This window comes from Thiohalocapsa halophila, from assembly GCF_016583825.1.
GTDB classification, from domain to species: domain Bacteria; phylum Pseudomonadota; class Gammaproteobacteria; order Chromatiales; family Chromatiaceae; genus Thiohalocapsa; species Thiohalocapsa halophila.
The window spans coordinates 1-22,311 of the sequence record NZ_NRRV01000045.1; the positions used below are offsets into that span (position 1 = coordinate 1).

25 protein-coding genes and 1 pseudogene are annotated in these 22,311 nt (G+C 64.4%); 12 read left to right on the forward strand and 14 right to left on the reverse strand.

Going from position 1 to position 22,311, the window contains the following annotated elements:
- The 3 genes from CKO31_RS26525 to CKO31_RS16825 all read left to right on the forward strand — a co-directional run.
- Nucleotides 1-341 (forward strand): DUF1294 domain-containing protein (locus tag CKO31_RS26525; RefSeq protein WP_207148041.1); only part of this gene is annotated, 341 nt, incomplete at its 5' end.
- Between the two features lie 438 nt (nt 342-779).
- Nucleotides 780-1,775, forward strand: coding sequence for a hypothetical protein (locus CKO31_RS16820; RefSeq protein WP_200239787.1), 996 nt, complete (start codon nt 780-782; stop codon nt 1,773-1,775).
- Nucleotides 1,776-1,992: 217 nt separating this feature from the next.
- On the forward strand, nt 1,993-2,430 hold the full coding sequence (locus CKO31_RS16825) for a DUF29 domain-containing protein (protein WP_200239789.1): 438 nt from the start codon (nt 1,993-1,995) through the stop codon (nt 2,428-2,430).
- Between the two features lie 510 nt (nt 2,431-2,940).
- On the opposite strand, the gene CKO31_RS26915 is transcribed toward CKO31_RS16825, so the two are convergent.
- A complete protein-coding gene (locus CKO31_RS26915; RefSeq protein ID WP_242475445.1) occupies nt 2,941-3,177 on the reverse strand; it encodes a hypothetical protein in 237 nt (78 codons plus the stop codon).
- A 27-nt stretch (nt 3,178-3,204) separates the two neighbouring features.
- On the opposite strand from CKO31_RS26915, the gene CKO31_RS27695 reads away from it, so the two are divergent.
- A complete protein-coding gene (locus tag CKO31_RS27695) occupies nt 3,205-3,606 on the forward strand; it encodes a DUF433 domain-containing protein (protein WP_369075135.1) in 402 nt (133 codons plus the stop codon).
- Nucleotides 3,607-3,629: 23 nt separating this feature from the next.
- Here CKO31_RS27695 and CKO31_RS27700 read toward each other — a convergent pair whose 3' ends face one another.
- Complete coding sequence (locus CKO31_RS27700) at nt 3,630-3,866, reverse strand: YgiT-type zinc finger protein (RefSeq protein WP_200239792.1); 237 nt, start codon at nt 3,864-3,866, stop codon at nt 3,630-3,632.
- A 414-nt stretch (nt 3,867-4,280) separates the two neighbouring features.
- Here CKO31_RS27700 and CKO31_RS16840 point away from each other — a divergent pair, with 414 nt between their 5' ends.
- The 4 genes from CKO31_RS16840 to CKO31_RS16855 all read left to right on the forward strand — a co-directional run bounded on the left by CKO31_RS16840 (nt 4,281) and on the right by CKO31_RS16855 (nt 6,221).
- Nucleotides 4,281-4,478, forward strand: coding sequence for a DUF1294 domain-containing protein (locus CKO31_RS16840; protein ID WP_438874018.1), 198 nt, complete (start codon nt 4,281-4,283; stop codon nt 4,476-4,478).
- Between the two features lie 310 nt (nt 4,479-4,788).
- Nucleotides 4,789-5,082, forward strand: coding sequence for a hypothetical protein (locus CKO31_RS16845; protein ID WP_200239794.1), 294 nt, complete (start codon nt 4,789-4,791; stop codon nt 5,080-5,082).
- 13 nt (nt 5,083-5,095) lie between these two features.
- On the forward strand, nt 5,096-5,524 hold the full coding sequence (locus CKO31_RS16850; RefSeq protein ID WP_200239796.1) for a type II toxin-antitoxin system VapC family toxin: 429 nt from the start codon (nt 5,096-5,098) through the stop codon (nt 5,522-5,524).
- 292 nt (nt 5,525-5,816) lie between these two features.
- Complete coding sequence (locus CKO31_RS16855; RefSeq protein WP_200239798.1) at nt 5,817-6,221, forward strand: cold shock domain-containing protein; 405 nt, start codon at nt 5,817-5,819, stop codon at nt 6,219-6,221.
- A 1,223-nt stretch (nt 6,222-7,444) separates the two neighbouring features.
- Here the strand turns inward: CKO31_RS16855 and CKO31_RS16860 are convergent.
- Both CKO31_RS16860 and CKO31_RS16865 read right to left on the reverse strand, forming a co-directional pair.
- A complete protein-coding gene (locus CKO31_RS16860; RefSeq protein ID WP_200239800.1) occupies nt 7,445-8,041 on the reverse strand; it encodes an acyltransferase in 597 nt (198 codons plus the stop codon).
- 14 nt (nt 8,042-8,055) lie between these two features.
- Nucleotides 8,056-9,006, reverse strand: coding sequence for a Gfo/Idh/MocA family protein (locus tag CKO31_RS16865; RefSeq protein ID WP_200239802.1), 951 nt, complete (start codon nt 9,004-9,006; stop codon nt 8,056-8,058).
- A 314-nt stretch (nt 9,007-9,320) separates the two neighbouring features.
- Here CKO31_RS16865 and CKO31_RS16870 point away from each other — a divergent pair, with 314 nt between their 5' ends.
- From CKO31_RS16870 to CKO31_RS16880, 3 genes are read left to right on the forward strand one after another with little or no spacing between them, the layout of a single operon-like run.
- Nucleotides 9,321-10,139 carry a polysaccharide deacetylase family protein gene (locus CKO31_RS16870; protein ID WP_200239803.1) on the forward strand — a complete coding sequence of 273 codons (819 nt, stop codon included), beginning with the start codon at nt 9,321-9,323 and terminating at the stop codon, nt 10,137-10,139.
- A complete protein-coding gene (locus CKO31_RS16875; RefSeq protein ID WP_200239805.1) occupies nt 10,109-11,290 on the forward strand; it encodes a polysaccharide biosynthesis protein in 1,182 nt (393 codons plus the stop codon). Before CKO31_RS16870 ends, CKO31_RS16875 begins: the two co-directional genes overlap by 31 nt.
- Complete coding sequence (locus CKO31_RS16880; protein ID WP_200239807.1) at nt 11,287-12,189, forward strand: sulfotransferase family protein; 903 nt, start codon at nt 11,287-11,289, stop codon at nt 12,187-12,189. The genes CKO31_RS16875 and CKO31_RS16880 overlap by 4 nt, the downstream gene beginning before the upstream one ends.
- A gap of 24 nt (nt 12,190-12,213) precedes the next feature.
- Here CKO31_RS16880 and CKO31_RS16885 read toward each other — a convergent pair whose 3' ends face one another.
- The 10 genes and pseudogenes from CKO31_RS16885 to CKO31_RS16930 all read right to left on the reverse strand — a co-directional run bounded on the left by CKO31_RS16885 (nt 12,214) and on the right by CKO31_RS16930 (nt 20,437).
- A complete protein-coding gene (locus CKO31_RS16885) occupies nt 12,214-12,984 on the reverse strand; it encodes a sulfotransferase family protein (protein ID WP_200239809.1) in 771 nt (256 codons plus the stop codon).
- Nucleotides 12,981-13,511, reverse strand: coding sequence for a class I SAM-dependent methyltransferase (locus CKO31_RS16890; RefSeq protein ID WP_200239810.1), 531 nt, complete (start codon nt 13,509-13,511; stop codon nt 12,981-12,983). Before CKO31_RS16890 ends, CKO31_RS16885 begins: the two co-directional genes overlap by 4 nt.
- Nucleotides 13,512-13,526: 15 nt before the next feature.
- Complete coding sequence (locus tag CKO31_RS16895) at nt 13,527-14,477, reverse strand: glycosyltransferase family 2 protein (RefSeq protein WP_200239812.1); 951 nt, start codon at nt 14,475-14,477, stop codon at nt 13,527-13,529.
- Between the two features lie 67 nt (nt 14,478-14,544).
- Nucleotides 14,545-16,539: a hypothetical protein gene (locus CKO31_RS16900; protein ID WP_200239814.1), complete on the reverse strand. Its 1,995-nt coding sequence runs from the start codon at nt 16,537-16,539 to the stop codon at nt 14,545-14,547.
- 104 nt (nt 16,540-16,643) lie between these two features.
- Complete coding sequence (locus CKO31_RS27270) at nt 16,644-17,066, reverse strand: pilin (RefSeq protein ID WP_200239816.1); 423 nt, start codon at nt 17,064-17,066, stop codon at nt 16,644-16,646.
- 974 nt (nt 17,067-18,040) lie between these two features.
- Nucleotides 18,041-18,439 (reverse strand): RpnC/YadD family protein, encoded by a 399-nt coding sequence (locus tag CKO31_RS16910; RefSeq protein WP_200239818.1) that lies wholly within the window; start codon nt 18,437-18,439, stop codon nt 18,041-18,043.
- Nucleotides 18,415-18,723 (reverse strand): type II toxin-antitoxin system PemK/MazF family toxin, encoded by a 309-nt coding sequence (locus tag CKO31_RS16915; protein WP_274607768.1) that lies wholly within the window; start codon nt 18,721-18,723, stop codon nt 18,415-18,417. The genes CKO31_RS16910 and CKO31_RS16915 overlap by 25 nt, the downstream gene beginning before the upstream one ends.
- Before the next feature lie 32 nt (nt 18,724-18,755).
- Nucleotides 18,756-18,959, reverse strand: a complete 204-nt coding sequence (locus CKO31_RS16920; protein WP_200239822.1) for a DUF2281 domain-containing protein — start codon at nt 18,957-18,959, stop codon at nt 18,756-18,758.
- 1,136 nt (nt 18,960-20,095) lie between these two features.
- A pseudogene (locus CKO31_RS27705) lies at nt 20,096-20,227 on the reverse strand (toxin-antitoxin system HicB family antitoxin); the annotation flags it as partial.
- Nucleotides 20,228-20,239: 12 nt separating this feature from the next.
- Nucleotides 20,240-20,437 (reverse strand): type II toxin-antitoxin system HicB family antitoxin, encoded by a 198-nt coding sequence (locus CKO31_RS16930; RefSeq protein WP_200239826.1) that lies wholly within the window; start codon nt 20,435-20,437, stop codon nt 20,240-20,242.
- Nucleotides 20,438-20,686: 249 nt separating this feature from the next.
- Between CKO31_RS16930 and CKO31_RS16935 the strand changes: the two genes are divergently transcribed.
- Nucleotides 20,687-22,303 carry a DUF6399 domain-containing protein gene (locus CKO31_RS16935; protein WP_322789164.1) on the forward strand — a complete coding sequence of 539 codons (1,617 nt, stop codon included), beginning with the start codon at nt 20,687-20,689 and terminating at the stop codon, nt 22,301-22,303.
- The last annotated feature ends 8 nt before the right edge of the window (nt 22,304-22,311 follow it).

The window sequence follows — 22,311 nt, forward strand, 5'->3', positions numbered from 1 at the left end:
GCTCCACACCGCGCTCGCGCCCTCACCCCGCGGCGCCCGGCCCGGCGCACGCGCCACGCGAGCGCAAGCCCGCCCTCACACCCCGCCGCCGCGACCAAACCTTACGACCGCTGCCGCTCGACTGGCGCACTGGGCTCGTGGCTAGCGCGACGCTCTTCTGCCTCGCCGCCGCCAGCCGCTTCGGCATCACCGGCTGGCTGCTCGCCGTCTACCCGCTCATGAGCCTGGTGGCGTATCTCATGTACGCCCGGGACAAGCTCGCCGCCATCCGCCGCACCTGGCGGGTGCCGGAGTCCTCCCTGCATCTGGCGGAGCTCTGCGGCGGTTGGCCCGGCGCCTAGGTCGCGCAGCAGACCATGCGGCACAAGACCGTGAAGCAGCCGTATCAAGCCATCTACTGGCTGATCGTGCTGCTGCACGTCGCCGTCGCGGCGCTGTAGCTGGTGGCGCCGGGAGTCGTGCTGGATCTCCTCGCCGAGCTGTTTGCGCTCGGGCGCGGGTAGGATCGGGTGAGCGCCAAGGCGAGGTGGCGGTGGCGGATCACTGGGCCTTGTGCCGCACCAAGCTGCGCGGGGTCATTCGCGGGAGAAACGTGGTCTGTTACTGATCAGCTACGCTGCAGTCTTCGTATTCTGCGGGAGGTGTTGCAATGCAAGATCCGGCCCCGTGTCTGCACCTTCATCGCGAGGCTTCACAGGGTGAGCCGTATCGTATTCCACTCAATCTGATCTGAGAACCCGCTGCTTGGTGAAGCCATTTGGAGCGGGCCGAACGCTGCGGTGTACCACCGCTCGCAGCAAGTCAAGCCAGCCGATTATCCCGCCACTTTCGACGACCGCGGCCCCGGCATACTGTTCGCCGGTTTTCAGGCGCTCGGGTCCTTCTCCCATCCTTTGGTTATTTGTTTGCACGATCATCGCGGCACCGACCGTGAGCGCAACAACCTCTTCCGCATGGACGTCGTGAAGCTGATCGGTCAGGTCGCCGCCCAACTACCACCGGACGCGGCCAATGCCGTGTTGCGCATCCTGGCGGGGCGCTGGTACGAACGACCGCGCAAGCGTTACGACTTCCAATCCTGGTATCCGATCATCGATAGGCTGGTACATCGAATTGCCGCCTGTCCGACGCAAACCGCGAGATTTCGCCTCGATAATCCGCACCTCCTGGTCGCTGCCCAGGTCAGACGCACCGACCTGTCGCGCTACAATCGCCGCCGTCAGGCCCTCGCCTGGATCAGGGGCAGCGGGCGGCGCTACCGACTGGTCCAAGAGGCGTTTCGCGCACTTGGGTATCCCGATCTCGAAGACGCCTGCGCCGAAGCCGGCGGCTTCACCGTCACCCGTGATCCCGATCCGGACGAGACCAAGCGCATCGCCATTCTCGAAGCCGTGGTCAAGACCCTCTTCTCCGACCTGCTGGAGCAGATCGCGCTGCCGCCGTGCAAGGTCATCGAAAACCCCTGCGCTGCCTGGCAGGGCATGGCCACATGCCTCCGTAACGACGGCACCGCTGCCAGGTGGCGTGGCCTGCGCATCCGCTATCACCTCCCGTATGTGGCACTCAAAGCAGGGCTGCTGCGCCAAGACAGTTTCGGCGACGCGGTCGGCACCTACCTGCACGAGCTGGGGCACAGCTTCGGTGGCGACAGCTCCGCGGCGTTCAGTCATGCCCTCTCGGAGATGCTGTCGGCCACTGTTGATCACGCGGCACAAATCGGCGGCCTGCGGCGAGCTTGGGATGAGACAGAGGGTGAACCTGGCAAGAGCAGTTGAGCGCGCCGCAACAGCGCCCGGACCCGTGGGAGCGGCATCCCTGCCGCGACACTCAGCCGGACACGGAGGCAGCGTCTGCAACCCGAGGTGCACACCAATTAAGGTTACCGTCCCCCTGATCGTCCCTCTGATCAGCCCCACAACGAGGAGCTGGCATGCGTCGAAGCGCCGCGCTAACCTGTGGGCACGCAGATTCGCAACGACCGACATCCACCCCATGTCAATCTCCGCGGACTACGACCAAGACTTCTTCGCCTGGATCACCCACAACGTGCAACTGCTGCGCAGCGGTCGCTTGTCCGAGCTGGATGCGGAGCATGTCGCCGAGGAGCTCGAAAGCATGGGCAAGCGGGATCTCAGGCAGCTGCGGAGCCGCCTGCAGGTGCTGATCATGCACCTGTTGAAGTGGGAGCATCAGCCAGACAAACGCGGCCCGAGCTGGTTGAGAACCATCGACCATCAGCGTGACGAGATCGAAGCGCTGCTGCTCGACAGTCCCAGCCTCCGGCCGAGGCTCGCCGAGGCCTCCGCCCAGATCTACGCCAAGGCCGTTCGCGACGCCGCGCGTGAAACCGGCCTTGCGGAGGACGCCTTCCCGCACGGGTGCCCGTATGAACTGGACGACATGCTGGCCGCGGGCTTCTTGCCCGACTGACGCGCCGGCATGGAAGCGCCAGTGGGGCCGCGACGCAGGGGTCCGACAAGCGTCCGACTTCGGACCCAACGCAAGAATCCACCCGGCGGACGGTCAATTGCCCCGCGCACGAGCCCGCGGTAGCTCACTGCCGATCCCGCCGGTGTGCCCCGAGTGCAGTTGGGCCGGTAGCGGATTGATGTGTCCAGAGCGCGCCTGCCCGCCGTGGGAGCGGCATCCCTGCCGCGACACTCAGCCGGACAGCAGGATCGCCCAAAGCTTCGCAGCAAGACGCAATCAAGTATACCGTCCCCGTAATTGCGTGCCGTGAGCGACAGCAACGCCCATGCGTGCTGCGGCTGAACAACGCGGTGCTCACCGCGCACGACGGCGGCCATCAATGCTGTCGCCTGCTTGGTGCCGGCCTCGCGCTCGGGGTCGTTAAAGAGCCATTTGATGATGACGCTGGCGTCGACAACCAAAATCATGTGCGCGATGCAGCCATCAGGGCCCAACAGTGCCCATCAGGGCCTATCGGGGCCGGCCCGATTCCCGCGCGGCGCGGGCGGCGGCAGCGGTCAGCGCAGGCCGCTTGAGCCGGGCCGCGGTGAGCTGCTCGAAGGCGGCTTGGCGCCGACGCTGCTGTTCGGCCTCGGCAACGGCCTGCTGCATCAGGCGGGCGATCACAGCACTCTTGTTCTGTCCGGAAAATTCCCGGTTGAAGGCATCCCGGATGGCGTCCGGAATGCTGAAGTTCATCGTCGCCATGGGGTGCACCGGATTTGGTTAAAAGCCATGGTCGACTGGACCACATGTGCGGCCGTGGCGCGCGACCCCGAGCGGGCCGGCGGTGCCTGGGTATTCCGCGGAACCCCTGTGCCGGTGGCCGCCCTGTTCGAGAACGTGGAAGACGGGGCCCAAGTCACCGAATTCGTCGAGTGGTTTCCGGGTGTGACGCTGGAGCAAGCCCGCGCGGTACTGGAACACGCGGCAGGTGCCCTGGAAGCGGCATCGAGAACATCAGCAGGGCCAAGACATCCAGGATCACCGACGGAGGACAGCCGCACCCCCGTGCCCATCGCAACGCAGCAGAGGTCGCTTGCACAGCCATTGGGCCGCCGGGGGAGCGGCATCCCTGCCGCGACACCAATGCGCGCATGGAGGCAGCGTCCGCAGCCCGAAGGGCACCGCAATTAAGGTTACCGTCGCCGTAATTGTCTCTACGCTGCGTGCCCGACGAGAACCTTTTCGACTTTCTCGGGCGCCTTGGTGCCAGTTGCGATATCGTGAGCCGCTCGTACTATATCCGCCGAGTAGTAGCGATTCCCGCACGCATCGCAAACACCAATTGTCACGTCTTCGAGAATTACGAATACATTCTTGTGTTTGAACGCTTCCCGATCGACCGTTTTAGGCTGAACGGTGCCTTCGCAATATTCGCACTTGTACCCGTACATCGCGTTTTACCTTAGACCAACTCGGAAGCTCGCAGGATGTTACATGTGACCCCTCGGCCGGGGCGGGTGTCACCCCTCGGCCGGTGCGTGCTCCTTATCGTAGCGGCCTGGACATGCGATCGAGGGTAGTCGACCGGCAGGGAGGCTGCAAGGCGAGACATGACCCTCCAGGCCGCGGCCGTGACCCTCCCGGCCCTGATCCTGGGTCTTCGGCGGCGGCGGTGGGAAAGAGCGCGCCACCGGCGGCAGCGCTCCCGCCCCGGTTGCGGGTCCTTCCGCGCTGCTCCGCCAGCCGCGAAGCGCCGCGGTACCAGGTCGTCGGACCGCCGAAAATCGCGACAGCGCAAATGTCTCTAAGCCTGGTGGCGTATCTCGTGTGCCCGGGACAAACTCGCCATCCGCCGCACCTGGCGGGTGCCGGAGTCCTCCCTGCACCTGGCGGAGCTCTGCGGCGGCTGGCTTGGCGCCTACGTCGCGCAGCAGACCATGCGGCACAAGGCCGTGAAGCAGCCGTATCAAGCCATCTACTGGCTGATCGTGCTGCTGCACGTCGCCGTCGCGGCGCTGTGGTTGCTGGTGCCGGGACTCGTGCTGGATCTCATACCCAGCTGAACGCGCCCCCGAGCTGGTCGAGAGCCATCGACCACCAGCGTCGTGCTGATCGCAACGCAGCAGAGGTCGCTTGCACAGCCATTGGGCCACCAGGGGAGCGGCATCCCTGCCGCGACACCCAGGCGCACATGGAGAACGTTTGCAGCCCGAAGGGCACCGCAATTAAGGTTGCCGTCCCCGTAATTCGATTTGTGTCCCTGTTCTGTGCTCCGCATCCGACCACAGCCGTCCGAACCTTGTCAGTCCCGCCCGCAAATGCAAGGATTCCGGAACAGGCCGGCCAACGAGTCACATTTGCACGAGAATCGGCATGAAAATCGATGTCGTCTTGAGCCGCCGCGGCAAGCGCTATGTCGCGCAAGCTGCCGGACTGCCAGAGATTCGGGTCGAGGGCGCATCCCGCGACGCGGTCTTGCGTGGTGTCGAGCAGCGGTTGCGCACTTATTTGGATCGGGTCGAGCTGGTGCGCATGGACGTGGGCGAAGCGCTCGGCGTTGAAGCGTCACCCGAAGGGTTCGGCGCACTCGCCGAGGACCCGACCTTCGACGACTGGCAACAGGAAATCGCGCGGTTTCGCCGCTCCCGCGACGAGACCACCGACTAGCACAGGACTGCCCTTGTTTGTTCTCGACACAGACGTGCTGAGCTTATACCTTCGCGGCGACCGAAGGCTGCTTCTGCGCTTGCGTGCCATGCCGACGGCACAGCCCACCACGACCATCGTCACCGTTCAGGAGATGCTCCAAGGCCGCCTCGCACAAGTACGTCGGGCGCGCACAGGGCATGACCGGGTCAGCGCGTACGCCTGGCTCCAGCGTACCGTTGAAGTCCTCAGCGGGCTTCTGATTCTGCCCTTCGATGACGCGGCGGAGGCGGAATTCTCAGCACTATCCGCCGGGCATTTGCGACTCGGCTCGCAAGACGGCAAGATCGCTGCCATCGCGTTGAGTCGCCGAGCCATCTTGGTGAGCCGGAACCTGCAGCATTTCCAATCGATCCCGGCCCTGCGAGTACAGGATTGGACAGTCGATGAGCCGCTTGCCTAAACCGCACTGAGCCCAAGCCCCCGCGGGAGCGGCTTCAGCCGCGACGGCCCCGCGTCCCGCAACCACCGCAGCGCAGCTCAAGCCGCTCCCACAAAGACCCGCGCCGCCCCCAGCCAGCAACCTCAACCGCGTCGCGCCGCACAAGACCTCCTCGTGACACCGCTCCCAAACCTCTCGTGACACCGCTCCCGCGGTGTCACGCCTCGCCGGGCGCTCCCGCGCCCGCTCCAGTGCCCGCACCAGAGCCGCAACGTGCAACAATCCGCCCAGCGCACAAATCAACGAAACCCCCATGCCGCAAGACGTAACCGGCCTGAGAGAAGGCCGCCTCGTCCGCTGGAGCCAAGACAAAGGCTACGGCTTCCTGCGCCCCGATGACGGCGGCAAAGACGTCTTCGTGCACGTCAGCGCCCTCCCGCAAGTCAGCGCGCCGGAGGTCGGCAGCCGCTGGGTGTTCAGCGCCGGCAACGACCCCAACGGCCGCGGCCAGCGCGCCATCAAGGCCGTACCGGCGGCGGACGCGCTCCCCGGCAGCGCCGCGCCGCCAACCCGGCCCCGCGGCAGCCGGCCGACGGCGCGCTCCACACCGTGCTCGCGCCCTCACCCCGCGGCGCCCGGCCCGGCGCACGCGCCACGCGAGCACAAGCCCCCACATGCAACGCCGGCGCGACCAAACCGTACGACCGCTATGAACTAGACGACATGCTGGCCACGGGCTTCTTGCCCGACTGGCCCCACGGCATGGGAGCGCCAGTCGGGCCGCGACGCAGGGGCCATACAAGCGTCCGAATCCGGCCCCAACGAAAGAATGAGCCCGGCGGACGGCCAATTGCCCCGCAACGAGCCCGCGGTAGGTCGCTGCCTATCCCGCATGTATGCCTCGAGTGCAGCTAGGGCCGTACCGGATTGACGTGCCCAGAGCGCGCCTGCCCGCGAAGGGAGCGGCATCCCTGCCGCGACGATGCAATCACCGCCATCGCCAAACGCATCGCGGCCAGAGGCCGCTCCCACAGCAACCCGCGCGTCCCGTGGGAGCGGCATCCCTGCCGCGACGATGCCGCAGCGCCACCGCCAAACGCATCACGACCAGAGGCCGCTCCCACAGCAACCCGCGCGCCCCGTGGGAGCGGCATCCCTGCCGCGACGATGCCGCACCGCCACCGCCAAACGCATCGCCGCCAGAGGTCGCTCCCACAGCAACCCGCGCGCCCCGTGGGAGCGGCATCCCTGCCGCGACGATGCCGCACCGCCACCGCCAAACGCATCGCGGCCAGAAGCCGCTCCCACAGCAACCCGCGCGCCCCGTGGGAGCGGCATCCCTGCCGCGACGATGCCGCACCGCCACCGCCAAAAGCATCACGACCAGAGGCCGCTCCCACAGCAACCCGCGCGCCCCGTGGGAGCGGCATCCCTGCCGCGACGATGCCGCAGCGCCACCGCCAATCGCATCGCGGCCAGAGGCCGCTCCCACAGCAACCCGCGCGCCCCGTGGGAGCGGCATCCCTGCCGCGACGATGCAATCACCGCCACCGCCAATCGCATCGCGGCCAGAGGCCGCTCCCACAGCAACCCGCGCGCCCCGTGGGAGCGGCATCCCTGCCGCGACGATGCAATCACCGCCACCGCCAAACGCATCGCGGCCAGAGGCCGCTCCCACAGCAACCCGCGCGCCCCGTGGGAGCGGCATCCCTGCCGCGACGATGCCGCAGCGCCACCGCCAAACGCATCACGACCAGAGGCCGCTCCCACAGCAACCCGCGCGCCCCGTGGGAGCGGCATCCCTGCCGCGACGATGCCGCACCGCCATCGCCAAACGCATCGCGGCCAGAGGCCGCTCCCAGGGCGAACCGTGCGCCCCGTGGCCACAGCAATTAAGGTTACCGTCCACGCAATTGCCGCAATTGCCTTCTCAAAATCAATCTAAGACGGGGTAGGGGGCGCAGACATCCGCCGCACCTCCCCATCCGTCAACTGATAGCGTTCGCCGCTCGCCGGGCACTGCGCCTCTCCATCGCCCCTCAGCGGCAGCGCCAGGCGCTCGCCGTGGGCGCTCATCCAGCCGATCTGCCGCGCCGGCACGCCCACGACCAGCGCATAGTCCGGCACGTCGCGCGTGACCACCGCACCGGCACCGACGAACGCATAAACGCCGATGGTCACCCCGCAGACGACGGTACAGTTCGCCCCCAGCGTCGCGCCGCGCCGCACCCGCGTCTGCCGGTACTCATCGCGCCGCGGCACCGCCGCGCGCGGATTGATCACGTTGGTGAACACCATGCTCGGGCCGCAGAACACCTCTTCCTCGAGCGTCACCCCGTCGTAGATCGACACATTGTTCTGCACCTTGACCTTGCGCCCGATCACCACCCGGTCGCCGACGAACACGTTCTGCCCGAACGAGCACCCCGCGCCGATGCGCGCCCCGGCGCAGACGTGCACCCAGTGCCAGATCCGAGTGCCGTCGCCGATCTGCGCGCCCTCGTCGATGATCGCCGTGGGATGCGCGCTGAAGCCCATGAGCCCGCCTCTGGTCAGTCCAGCAGCCGGCAGAACGGATGCGCCGCCTGCGCGCTCGGCCGCGGCGCCGCGGTGCGGATGGTGTGCACCATCTCCACCGCCGGGCGCGCCGCCTCCAGCCCGTGGCCGCGAGCGGTGAGGATCTCGCGGTAGCTCTCGGTGTGCAGATCGGCAAAGCCGGCCGAGAACTCCACCGCCTCGCCGTCGACCCGAATGTCGCGGAAGGTGCGCTGGCCCGCCGCGCGCTGCGCCGCCGGCAGGTGCGCTGCGCTCACCGACAGGAACCAGCGCACCCGCGCGCGTGCCAGGTCCAACGCACCGGCGGCACAGTCCGGCCGATGATGATGGACCCGGCTCTCCCGCACGGGCCCGAACAGCCACTGCAGCATGTCGAAGAAGTGCACGCCGATGTTCGTCGCAATGCCGCCGGACTTCTCCGGGTTGCCCTTCCAGCTGCGCGCATACCAGTTGCCGCGTGCGGTGATGTAGGTCAGCTCGACATCGAAGACCCGGTCCGTCCGCGCCGCCGCAATCTGCTGGCGCAAGGCCGTGATCGCCGGATGCAGACGCAACTGCAGGATGTTGAGCACCCGCCGCCCGCTCTCGGCCTCGATCTCCTGCAGGCCGTCGATGTTCCAGGGGTTTAGCACCAGCGGCTTTTCGCAGATGGCGTGCGCCTGGCTGCGCAGCGCGAAGCGGATGTGCGCGTCGTGCAGATAATTCGGCGAGCAGATGCTCACGTAGTCGACGCCGCGCCCCTGACGGCGCAACTTGTCGACATGCCGGTCGAAGCGCTCGAACTCCGTGAAGAAGTCGGCCTCGGGAAACCAGCTGTCGATTACCCCGACGCTGTCGCTGGGGTCCAGCGCCGCGACCAGGGTTCCCCCGGTCTCGCGGATCGCCTTCATGTGCCGCGGTGCGACGAACCCGGCGGCGCCGATCAGGGCATAAGACGGTTCAGACATCGGTTAAAGCTGGAGTGAGACTGGCAACGGCAGTGCTTCAACGCGCCCGCCTAGCGTGAGCGAATACGGCCGCGTATAGAGCACCAGAGCGTAGCACGGCGACAAGCGCAGCCGCTGCCTTGCTCAGCGTCGCCGGAGGATTGTGCTGCCCAAGCGGCCGTGCAGCCGCGCAAATCGCGAACACTGTCACACTGCGCACCGCCAACCGCCCGACACAAGACCCGCGGCGCCAAGGCGCGTTAGACTCCCACCAACAGCGCCGCCTCTCATGCAGCGCCCAGGGTGCGACCCACCGCCCAGCAAGACCATCCCGAATGGCTCACCCGCTCCACGCCTACCTCGCCCTGCTGGACGACCTACGCGCCGCCGGCTTCCGCTGCCATCCGATCCGCGACTACTTCGCCGCAGATGGGGCAGGGCAGACCACGGCCCAGGCAGCCGCTGACCCCGACACACCCTGCGTCTACCTCCGCCACGACGTGGACCGCCTGCCCGCCCGCGCCGTCACCATGGCCGAGGCCGAAGCCGCCCGCGGCATCCGCAGCAGCTACTACTTCCGCTGCGACGCCCGCATGCGCTTCCCGGCAACCGCCATGCGCCGCATCGCGGACTTGGGTCACGAGACCGGCTTCCACTACGAAAGCCTGTCCCGCACGCGCGGCGACCGGGCCGCAGCCATCGAGCGCTTCGTGGAAGAGCTCGCCGCCTGCCGCGCCATCCTGCCCGTGACCACCGTATCCCCGCATGGCGCACCCTTGGCGGCGAGCTCCAATATGGATTTCACTGCCAGCATCGATCCCGCCAACCTAGACTTACTGGGCGATGCCACGGACATGGACTACACCGACATGCTCTACGTCACCGACACCGGTGGTACGTTCGGCAGCCCGCACAACCTGCGCGACCGACCCAGAGGCCGGTGTTTGACGCAACCGGTGCCGCCGGCACAGCTCGCAGGCTGGATTGCAGAGCAGGTGATCACTCGGATAACGCTAAGCTGCCATCCAGAGCGATGGCCAGCGGGTGGCGCCGGGCTCGCGACGGCCGTTGTGAAGGATGGCCTTGCGAACATAGCCAAAGTCCTAGCCGCTCGCACGCGATCTTGCTTTCTGCAGAACTTGTCACCGACCTGAAAGGCGTGTTTGGGCAATTATCCCTTGTCGCAATCGCGAAACTTGGGAGCAACGTATTGCAAGCGGCCACTTTCCTGCTGCTCGCAGCTTCTATGGCGCCCGCGATATTCGGTCAGTTCGCGTTATACTTTACGATTGCGGCCACAGTATCGCTTGTTGGTCGCTTCGGCCTGAACTACGGCGTCGCGATATGGCGCTCACAAGGTGACTCCCGCGCCGCGGACTGCTCGACATGGCTTGCCCTGTTCGCTACAGGAGCCGCCGCGCCCTTGTTGATCGTCCTGCCTCACGGCCCAATTCTTGCTCTACTCGCTATCGCGACGACAGGATTCACGATCAGTCAGTATGACCTCCTGGGGCGGCGCGATTACGCAGCCTATGCGAAATCTGCGCTTCTGAAAGGCGGCCTGATGCTGGCACTGGCTCCGCTTGGCTATAGTCTTGGCGGAGTCTCTGCAGCGTTGCTTGCAACCGCTGCTGCTAACTTGGCTGCCGGCTGGTCGGCCTACCGCGCCGGCGTCACTCTCGAAACCCTCCAATCCGCGAAGTCGCTCGTCTCCGATCGAGGCTCAGTGATTCTCCAGAACTTCCTGGTGGACGTCGCGACCAATCTCTCAAGGCGGTTCGACAAACTATTGGTCGGCATCGCGTTCGGCACGGAAGTTCTCGGGTACTTCCAGTTCGGTATGCATATCCTTTTCGCGCTCGAACTTGTGCCCATAGTAATGCAACAGGTTACCTTGGTCGAAAAGACCTTCATCAGGGTCACGTCCATTCGCTGGACCTTGATCCTTTTCGCAGCCGGGCTCGTATTCTCGCTCGCAGCGCTCGCAGCCCTCTCGACTGCCATACCTATCTATTTCCCAGCTTACGCATCCGAAATTCTGTCAATACAGGTTCTAATCTTTGCGGTACCCTTCCTGATGCTGTCCGCGGTCTACAATTCCGCCCTACAGCGTGCCGCATCGAAGCGCGTGGGATGGGTGTCGCTCTATCGCAGCCTAGTTCTCATGTTTCTGCTCCTCGTCCTCGGCACGCTTTTCGACGTCACCGGTCTTGCAGCAGCGGTCCTGATTGCCGCTGCGATACAATGCGGAGCCTTGGCCGCACTCCACGCCAAGGAATTCAATGCCGCGACCCCTGCGCTATGAAAAACCGCACCCACGACACCTATCGGATCTGTCGTGCACGCTGGCCCGACCTCTTTGTAATCGGAGCACCCCGCAGCGGAACGACGTTCTTTTATCATCTCTTCAAGAGCTTGCCGGAGTTCTTCGTCTGCCCCCTGAAAGAGCCGAACTACTTTGCGACTTCAATTAACAGGCGCGCCAAGCTCAACAAGCCCATTCAGTCCCAGCGTAAATATCTAGCACTTTTTCTCAATGCGCGTCCCGACCAAATACTCTGCGAGACAAGTCCCACCTACTTATGGGACCCCCAGGCTGCTGCCAACATTGCCAAGGTGAACCCAGACGCCAAGCTGGTTGCCATTCTACGAGACCCTGTCCACCGTGCCTTTTCTCACTATCTGATGGGCCTTGGCGCCGGATATGTGAGTGGAGACTTCGTTTCGGCCCTGGAGTGGGCATTGCGAAGGCCGAATGATTACACTGGACGCATAGCGCAAGCAGGCTTCTACGCGCTGCAGTTAGAGCGCTACTGGGCCGCGTTCCCGAAGTCGCAGATAAAGATACTGATTCATGAGGACTTCATAAAGGATGAGGAAACAGCGGTTTCCGAAGTGTGCCAGTTCGCGGGTATGACCGGTCGCCTGCCCCGTTCCTGGCCTCGTGTCACCAATACGTTCGATCTGCCCGTAAGCGCTGTAAGTCGAATGCTCATCCGGAATCCGGTATTGCGTTGGCTGACGCGGGAACTGGTGCCGCTCTCGTGGTCGGGACCGCTTCGACGAATGCTGGGCCGTCCTGCGGTAAAGCCAGTTATGACACGGGAGGAATGGACTTTCGCAGAAAAGATTTACCGAGATGAAGTCGTTCGTCTTGAGGGCCTGCTCGAACGAAAGCTACCTTGGCTTCGCTGGGAGGAATAAGATGTCATTCATGCATTCGGTCTGTCAATACACTTCGTACCCAAGCCTGAGCATGAGACTCCCGCAATGACGGTAAATCAATTGACGTCGCCGGTCGTTCCATTCGATGTGAGATGCACTGACTGTTCGGTTCGGTTTGTCTCCTGGCGCAATGTTGATCGGATAAGAAACGACAGGCAGCCGAAGCCAATCGAAAAGATTAGTGATGGCCTGACCGCCCATATCTCGATCGAATATATCCTCAAATCGTAAGATGCGGGAGCGTCGATGATCGGATAGGCCGTTAAGAATGATTTCGTTCCGTGTACTCCAGACTTTGGCATAGTAGCGGATGCGCTGGTTCTCGTTTTGCATTAGTCCGAGAAGTTGCTCGTGAAAGCTGATGGGTGCCCAGGCTGGAATGAGTTGGTTTGCGATCCGGCTTGCCAGCCGCTGGCGCTCCCAGCGCAGGTGGGAGTTGCAGAAAGCTTGGGGATGCCGCACAACCATCACAAAATATGCGCCCGGGAACCGGCGACGGAGTAGAGCAACCGATCCCGCATAGTACGGGTTGCATTCGATCCAGCGATCTTGGGCGGTACTGATACGCGGGATCAATAGGCGATCTGCCCAAGCATTCGGCAAAGCCCGGGGCAAGACACCGAGGGCGACCAGGTTGTTCAGAATATTGAGCGGGCGGGTAAAGGTCGTCGTATGGTGTGAGGCGACGGCGCGACCATACTTTGCGAAGACTTCCGCCAGAAATCGAGTACCTGTGCGCCCAGTTGAAACCAAGAAGACCGGCTCGGCAGTCACTGTCGGGACTGGAAAACGAACAAACGGTTCATACCGAACATGAAGCTGTGTGAACTGACAAGCCGGAGCCCAGTCTCGTCGCACATTGTAAGGATGTCGGAGCGGGAATAGCTTCCGACTTTTGCCCACGGCTCGCGAACCTTGTGCCAAACCGCAGCCAAGGCTGGCCGAGTCTGGGTAACGAGCAGCTTACCTTTCGGCCGGAGCACACGAGCACATTCAGCCAGGACACGCTCCGGTTGCGAGAAATAGTTGAGAGATGCGATGACTGTAACAGTAGCGAAGTAATCGCTCGGAAAAGTAAGTGAATCCAGGTGTTCGACGATAATTGCGCCGGCGCCGTAGTCGACGACGTCGACCCCCGTAGCGTCAGCGAAGTACTCGGCTAGACGGTTGTCGCCGCAAGCGACGTCCAGAACCGGTGGCTCGACACGTCTTCGGACGTAGTCTACGCGCCAGGATGCAAGGAAGCGACCCAAGCGGTCCTGGGAGCTCTTGGGGTGCAGGGCGCTGCTGTGGTGATTCATGTCGATGGACTCTCCTCACCGCAGGTGCCGGTTGTTCTCCATGTCCATCCACATGGCGAACAGCAGGAGTTGAAGTCCGGTAATGAACAGAAACATAGCAAACAGGGCTGACGTCGCGACGACAGGGCCGTCAACCACGCGCTTGAGGAAAAGATAGATCCCGAACAGCAGGCCTGGCGTGAACAGCATGAGCCCAATGGTGTAGAAGAAGAGCAGCGGGTGGAAGTCCCTGATCACGTACTTCTGCAACATCCGATACCAGAACAACCGATGCAGCAGCAGTGACAGGCGTGGAATCATGCGCAGCGGCCGTATGCCAGACTGCTCGCCGATGCCGTAGATCGGTCGGATGGGCACGTCCTGAACCCGGAAACCGTGGATGTTGAGGCGAACCAGCAGGTCGTTGGGCTGGCCGTAGCGCTTGTACATTTTGTCCCAGTCGATGGTCTCAAGTGCTCTCAGGCTGATGGCCGTGTACCCGCTCTGCGAGTCCGCGACGTGCCAGTAGCCGGACGCGATCTTGGTCAGCAAGGACAGCATCGCGTTGCCGAGGTAGCGCACGCGCGGAATCATCTCCCACGCCTCTCCGCTGAAAAGCCGGTTGCCCTTGGTGTAGTCGCACTCTCCCCGGGCAACCGGGCCGACGATTGCGGGGAGCTCCGCCGGGTCCATCTGCGCATCGCCCGCCATCACCACGGTCACATCGAACCGTTCTGCCAGCGCCGCCTTGTACCCAGTTGCGATCGCGCCACCGACGCCCTGGTTTTCCTCGTGGCGGATCAGCACTACCCGCTCTCGCGCCCTATCGACACATTCCTGGACCACTGTGGCCGTATTGTCGGTGCTTTGATCGTCCACGACAAAGATGCGGTCCACAGTCTCCGGCATCGTTTCGATAACCTTGCGGATCAGCACCTGCTCGTTATGACAGGGGACGACGACAGCGAGGCTTCGATCAAGAAACACAGCTGTATCGGTGCAACTTCAGGCGGAGCATCCGCAAGTCAGATCGCCGCGGAATCAAAGGGCTTCATTAACCCTGGTCCACTGCCGGGGGGTTCTCATCCCGCGGAGCCGCGGCTCTAGCCTTTAGAGTGAGGCGGACCACGATGTCGGCGGCGTACAGGCGTGTTTCCTTTCCCCTTGTCACTTCCTTGATAAACGCGACCGCGTCGTCATAAGTACTATGATAGGATGCGACCTCCGCCGCCGCTGTCACCGTGGCCTGTATCCAGCCGGGCGAGGTCGTCGTGGCGTGCTGGATCGACTGCCGCATCGCGGCGCGCGCGGTATCGAAGTCGCCCGACTCCGCGGCTAGGAGGCTGTACAGGTTCAGAGCGCCTATAATAGTAACCTTATTGTGTACTCTATCATTTTGGGCCAGGTGTGCCACAAGGCTCAATAGGTCATTGGATGTCACCGCCGGGCAGCGTCCAACACCAACCTCCTTCCATAATCTTCGTAGTAGCTCGACGTCTGCTGGGCGAACCACCGCAGCGTCGATCTTGGCATGGACCTTTTCGAGGAGACTTAGCGGCGGCTCCTGCTGATTGCAACGAACATGAAGCTCGACCAGTAAAGGCCAGACGACGGTCGGTGCGCGTTCCTGCAACGCCGACATCAAGGGGCGGGCGGCGTCGAATCTGCCAAGGGACAGAGCCCTGGTGAGTAGAAGGTTCGTGGCACGTGGCGATTCCGGATGCCGGCTGTACTCGTGGGCCGCAAGTCGATCAATGTCGCCCCAGGTGTAAGCGCGCGACGCGGTGTTGAGAGTCAGCAGCAGGACAAGGGCGGCCGAGAATACGATGATGAGGCGTCTCCGGGGCGCGTGCGCCGATAATCGTGAAACAACAGCAACCGCCGCCAGTACCGGCCCGAAGAGCGCCAGGTAATTGCGGTGCTCGAATACCAGTTCCAGCGGCAGAATTGTAGATTCCATCGCATGCCAAATGAAGAACCACAGAATGCCGAGCCCTACCAGCGGACAGCGCCGACGCAGCGCAAGCGCCCCCAGCAGTAGCGACGAGATCCCGAGCGCCCGCAGCATGGTGGCTGCGTCCAGATCCCGCTGCACCGGAAATCCGTCGTGGAATAGGGCCATTTGGCCGGGAATGGGGACGAAGATCAACTTGATATACAGCCATAGCGCGTGGATCTCCGACAGCAGGCGGTCGTGCATGGCGAAATCCCGGCCCAAGTATCCAGCGAAGAGGGTTTCGTGCCTTAGGGCGATGTACACGCACGCCAATAGACATGGCAAAGCTAGGAACAGCGCGATCAAGACCGAGTGTACCCGCCGGGGCAATGCCGCAGTCGCTGCGGAGCGAAAGATGAGCCACTCCACAGCCAACAGGGTCGGGGCCAGAAGCGCCGTGTTCTCCTTGGTGAGCAGGCCCAAAGGCCACAAGACGAGGAATCCCAGCAGCATGAGCCCGATGCCCAAGGCGGGCCTAGTCGCTAGCGCGAGTCTGCCCTTCAAGTAGCAGATTGCCGTCAATAGGCTGAAGAAAGCGGATAGGATCACGAAGCGCTGGACCACATAGGCCACGGTGCTGACTAGGAGCGGGTGCAAGAGCCAAAGGGAGCCGACGAGAAGCGCCGGCCACCAGTCTGCCGCCTCCGGGGACGCACTCATTGCTGGAGATAATTGCTTTGACGCCGGCTGCGACCGGGCGGCGCGGAACAGCAGGGCGGCGAGCCAAGAAATCAGCAGCCCATTGGCCATATGCAGCAGAACGTTCTCCCGCTTGTAGGGCGCCGGGTGCTCACCGGAAACGAATTTGGTCAGGAGCAGACTCGCACGTCCCACGCTCCGGGAGAAGCCGTTGAACCTGCCCGAGAGCAGGGGATGCTTGAGCTGGTCCCATTCGAGACGCTCGACGCCGAGGTAGTTGAGGTTCGGACCGTCATCGAGCAGGAAGGGGCCGTCCAGGCTGGGCGTGTAGGCCAGCCAGGCCGCGCCAAGAATGCCAAGTAGGAAGAACGCGAGCGTGAGGTTGCTGACCCACCTTGTGCGCGACGTAGACACGTGATGCGACCGATTTCGTACTAATTCGAGGCGGTGTGACGCGAGTACGCCGGCAGTCTTTCGATGGAAAGGTGCCGGCAACGCCCCACGAATGAGCGTAAGGCTCAGCGGCAGGAGGAGGGCGCCAATTCTGTGCCGCTCGTCGCCTCACATTCCCAGTTCACGCCGCCACCGGTCTGGAGGGTGCCTGTTAGCTGAAGGGTCAAAGTCGAAACGTCTTGGGCACCCGTGGCAGTGATGACGCCATTACCCCCTGAAACCGCGTAGCTAACAGTGTTGACGAAGGACCCTACGCCAAGGGAAGTCAAATTGAGCCCGAGTTGTGTCGTAGTGGGAAGAGCGTTATTGACCTGCGCGAACTCGCTCACCGCAGCCTTGGGCTGCCCGAGGGAGTTGAAGACTTCCGTCGCACGAGCCTTGCGGACGTAGTCCAGGTAAGATGGAATGGCGATGGCGGCGAGGATGCCGATGATGGCAACGACGATCATCAGTTCGATGAGCGTGAAGCCGGATTGCTGTTTCTTCATGGTGTGGCTCCTAAGTCGGTTTGGACGCGGGCGGCGAGTAGGCAGTCGCGTGGCTAGACCTCTCAGCGCCGGTCGCATTAGAGTCCGCGAGCCGCGCGCCAATGCCCGCACTTTAGCGACCTGCAAAAGAGGGGCCAGACCGCGCCCCCTTGGTCGTTTGACATAACCGACTGTTTTTTCAACTCTGTTGGTTTCGGCGACAGGAAAGGGACGGCTTTCATGCTAGTGGTGGGGTGCCACGATCGGCGGAGGGTGGCGGAAAGTGACAATTTTCGTCACACCGCAGGCGGCGTTTCCCGTCACCGTTGCTCGGGAATGCCCTGTATGGGGGCGCAAGGAAGCCAGCAGGGTCAGGTCTTGCAATCACGCATCTTTTGCCGCGTTGAGCAGGTTGCGTGGCAAGACCGCATCCCGAGGCGGCCGCGTTGCTGCTCGGCACGGTAGCGCTCGCCCGCGGCGGCGGGCTGCGCCGCCTCACCAGTGCGCTCGCCACGACACCCCTTTGAGCCCGGTTGGTTATCCTGCGGACCGAGCGGACCGACAGTTCGCTTGACTGTTGCTTCCGACCCCGCCTCGCGGCGACGCAGTTACCCTTGGCTACGGAGCTTCGGGCCACGAAGACACGGGCTTTGACCGTGCTGATGAGGCGCCCTCGCACTGGGAGCGGCCGCTGGCCGCGACGCTGTGCCGACATCGCTGCCAAGGCCGTCGCGGCAGGGATGCCGCTCCCACAGGGCGCACAGGTTGCTGTGGGAGCGGCCTCTGGCAGCGGTTGATGGCTTGCCGGCGGCGAGGGACGGGGCCGATGCGGCGTCGCCGGTGTGGGCAGTCAGTCTTTGGGCGCGGGGCGCTCGCGCTGGAAGGCGAGCCAGCGTGTTGCGGGGTCCGCGCTGAGTGCGAAGGATGGGTTTCGCTTCGCTCTACCCATCCTACGGCACTCCCATGGGGAAGGGCGCTGCGCTGTGGGAGCGGCTTCAGCCGCGAGCGCGGCTGCTTGGGCTGTTCTCAGCCCGAAAGCGCTTGTCGTCCCGGGCGAGCAGCTCCTTGAGCCGTCGGACGATATATTGCACCACCTCCTCGGGGGCGCGATCGCCGAAGTCGCACAGCACCGCGAGCACCAGGGCGTCGGGGTTGTCCTGCACCAGCAGGCCGGCGCAGTTGATCTGGTGCATGTCCACCAGTTGGTAGCGATAGTCGAGCAGCCCCGGCTCCGCGATGCCGTCGTCCATGGTCAGGCGCTCGCTGCCGATGTAGAGCAGACACTGGCGGATGGGCCCCGCATGGCCGGCGAGCCGGATATCGGTGTAATAGCGCAGCATGCGCAGCGGCATGTCGGCATTTGGGATGATCAGGGCGGCGACGCGCCAAGCCACCTGCTGGCACATCCGACCTCAAGGCAGATCGCTTCGAGTATGCGCGCCATTGAGGTCGGCGTGACACGACCGACGCGGTGGAGAATCAGCGTTTCGTTCAGCGTAAACAGCTTGTCAAGACGCACGATGCTTGCCTTAGGGAGCACGCCAAGGTCGAAGTCAGCAGCGCTGATGGCGAGACCGGGGCGATGATGTGTCTGGGACGTGATTTGGGCGGCAACGAAATCACCCTGTGCGTTCGGTGCCTTGAGTACCAGCACCGGACGGCGCTTCCGCGCCGACAAGTCAGAAAATGGGGAAGGGCAGTAGGACGACGTCAGACGGCTGGGGCATGGTTCCAGGCGTCGTCGTCGGCGTTGTCCCAGTCCGTCATGGAGGGCTGCTGTGCCGAGCTGAGCTCGCGGTCTTCACGGACTGCCTCGCGCTGCAACAAGAATTCGGCGAAATCCAACACCTCTTGCGCTGTTGTCTCCGGCAATTGGTCGACACATTCCAGCAGCTTCTCGGCGACGTCTGACATGATGGATCTCCAGCGCAAATGGTGGGGAGGGTGGGCCTTCAGCATAGCGCAGGCTCAATCTGTGACTCGCAGTGCGAAGGGGGGACAGGTTTTGCAATCGCACATTGCTTGCCGCTTTGAGCATGTTGCTTGGCAAGACCGAATCCCGGTGCGACCTCGTTGCTGCCCGGCACCGTAGCGATCACCCGCGGCGGCGACAAGTGCCTTGGAGCCGTGCGTGCATGGGCGGAGCGCGCCTGTCCAGCTGTGGGAGCGGCCTCTGGCCGCGATGACTCTAGCAGCTGTCGATGGCGTTGCATCGTCGCGGCAGGGATGCCGCTCCCACGGTGCCAAAGGGCAGGGGATCAGCAGGTCGGCGAGCTTGAAGACGGCGCCGGGCGCGGCAAGGCCGCCGAGCGGGCAGCGGGCCTGCCCGGCTATCCTTGCTGCTGACGCCGCCGACGCGGCTTCGAGCCGCGTCGGCTGCGAGCCGGCTGGGAAGCCGGCGGTCCCAGTGCGCTGTGCCGGACTCAGTGCTGCGGCTGTGCCGGCGGGATTGGCGATCAGGGGCAGTGCTTCGATTCTGCCTTCCTCCCAGCCCTCGTCACGAGCATCCTTTGAGCAGGCTGCGCTCGTCGAGCAGTGCACGCTCGCGCACGAAGGCAGGCCTGTACGCTTCGTCGTCATTGCTCAGTGTCTCGAGCTTGTCGCGTGCGGTATGCACCCCACCGGCCCGTCGGCAATTCGACCCATGATGGCTTCCTCCTGCCAATGTCTTAAAAAGGGTGTGCACGCACGGCGTTGATGAGCGCGATCAGCAGGGCCGGGCTGTCGGCGAACAGGCACTTGAAGACAGAGTCGTGCTTCGGATCGAGCAGCGCTTGTATCCAGGGCTCTTTCGCTGTGCCGAGGGTGTCGCTCGCACCGCCTGAGAGGGCGATGGGCGGCGAGCCGTTGCCTTCAGTCGCCCGGGTGCGCGATCGCGGTGGACTGAAAGCCGCTCACCCCGCGTGCCGACTGAAGTCGGCGTTCCCAGAGGGGCGCGGCGAGCGGCTGGCGCTCGAAGGCGAGCCGGCAGCTTGCTCCCGCGGCCAAGGAGCCGGGGCTTCCAGCCTTCGAGGATGTGCGCGGGCAGTCGCACTGACCGATGCGTGGGTTCAGCCGCGCGCTGCATCCTCCAGCACCTTAGCGGCCCACTTCTTAAGACTCGTTGCTTGGCGCTTAGCGGCCTCTAGCGCGGCGGCATGGACTGGCGGGTCAATACGCAGCATCAACTTGCAGCTGGCGGGCTTGTCGGGCTCTTAGTCCAGCTTGGCGCAAGCTTCGATGTAGTCGTCGATGGCCTCATGAAAAGCCTGCTCGAATGCGGCAATCGATTCACCGTGAAACGAAATGATGTCGTCGATATCCATGACTCGGCCGACGATGATTCGATCGTCGGGGTCGAACGTCATGCTGGCGTGATAGCCGCGATAGCGCATCGTGTTGGGCGTGCTCATGGTGTGATGGCCTTGATCATAACTCCGACCAAAACCCAGTTCGGTAGTGAGGCATGAGGGGAGGTGGCAGAACCTCCGAAATTTCCTACCCTTGGAAGTGCAAGCTAACCGAGGGTCGAGAAAGATGCGCGAAGGTCCTGCCAAGTGTGACTGTAGCCGAGTCGCAGCCGCTTCGCCAGCGGCAGCCCGATGAGGGCCGCCACGCGCCTGGAGCGGGCGCAAGCGCTCGAGGCGGCAGCGGCGTGTCGCGTGGCAGGGCAAAGCGAACGTGCTGCGGCGGCCGCCGTCGGGCGCCCGCGCAGCACCTTGCGGGACTGGGCGCAGACGCAAGGCGCGTCGCCCGAGGTGCCGACGGCCTTGGCCGCGTTCTGCGCCTGCGAAGAGGGCGTGCAGTGGCTGCATCGGCTGGTCCTGGCGCTGCAGTTTGTCATCACCCTGCGCGCCGGCGGCGGTGTGCGCTTGGTGTGTGAGTGCTTGGAGCTCAGCGGCTTGTCGGCGTTCGTCGGCGCCTCTTACGGCAGTCAGCAGGGGTTGAATGCGGCGCTGGAGCAGGCCGTGGTGGCGATCGCCGCCGAGCAGCGCACGGCGTTGGCCGCCGATATGGCGCCGCGGGCGGTGACGGTGTGCGAGGACGAGACCTTCCATCCGGCGACTTGCCTGGTTGCGTTGGAACCGGTGTCGGGCTTCATCCTCCTGGAGCAGTACGCCGCGGATCGCACGGCCGCGACCTGGACGCAGGCCCTGCGCGACGCCTGCGCGGGCTTGCCGATCACCATCGTGCAGGGCACGGCGGATGAGGCGAGCGCGCTGCGCCGGCATATCGAAGGCGACTACGACGCACATCACTCTCCGGACCTGTTCCATCTCCAGCACGAGGTCGCCAAGGCGACCGGCCTGACGCTGACGCGCGCGGTGCACGCCGCCGACGCCGAGGTCGCGAGCGCCGAGGCGCAGCTGGCGGCAGCGCGCGCTGCCGAGCAGGCGTATCGCGCGCAGCGCCACGGCCCGGGGCGCCCGCCGGCGTTTGCGCAGCGCATCCGCGAGGCACTCGCCACGTTGGCCCGCGTCACCGTCGCACGCGACCAAGCGCAGGCCCGCCAACGCGAAGCCCGTGCGCTGATTCGTGCCCTCGGTGAGGCCTATCACCCCTACGACCTGGAGCGCGCCGAGGCGCAACCGCCCGAGCGCCTGGCCACCCGCCTGGAGGGCATTTGGCAACAGCTCGCAGGCCTCGCCCGGGCGGCCGACTTGCCGGCGCGAGCGCAGGCACATTTGACCAAAGCCCGGCGCTTGACCACCGCGCTGCTGGCGACGGTGACTTTCTTCTTCGCCACCGTGCAACAGCGGGTCGAGGCCCTGAGCTTGGCGCCGGACATCGAACAGGCTGTCCTGGAGCAACTGATCCCGGCGCTCTACCTCGAGCGCGTCGCCGCGCGCAGCACCCATGCCGAGGTGCGCACCCGCCTGCGCGCCTTGAGCGCCGAGGTCCTCGCGCCGCTGCTGAAACCAGAGCATCCGATCCAGGCGCTCGACACCGACACGCGCGCCCACCTCGAGCAGGTTGCCGGCGACTGTGCCGATCTGTTCCAACGCTCCAGCTCCGCGGTCGAGGGCCGCAACGGCCAGCTCTCGCTTCATCACCATGGCCGCCATCGCCTGAGCGATCGCAAGCTCGCCGCGCTCACCGCCGTGCACAACTTCCACATCTGCCGCGCCGATGGCACCACCGCCGCCGAGCGCCTGTTCGGCCACGCGCCACCGCCACTGTTCGAGCAGGTCCTCGCGCGCGTGCCGCTGCCGCCGCGTCCGCGACGACGACGACCGCGCAGATCAAAGGTGGCGTACCTAACGCCCCTCGCCGCATGACGGGGGTG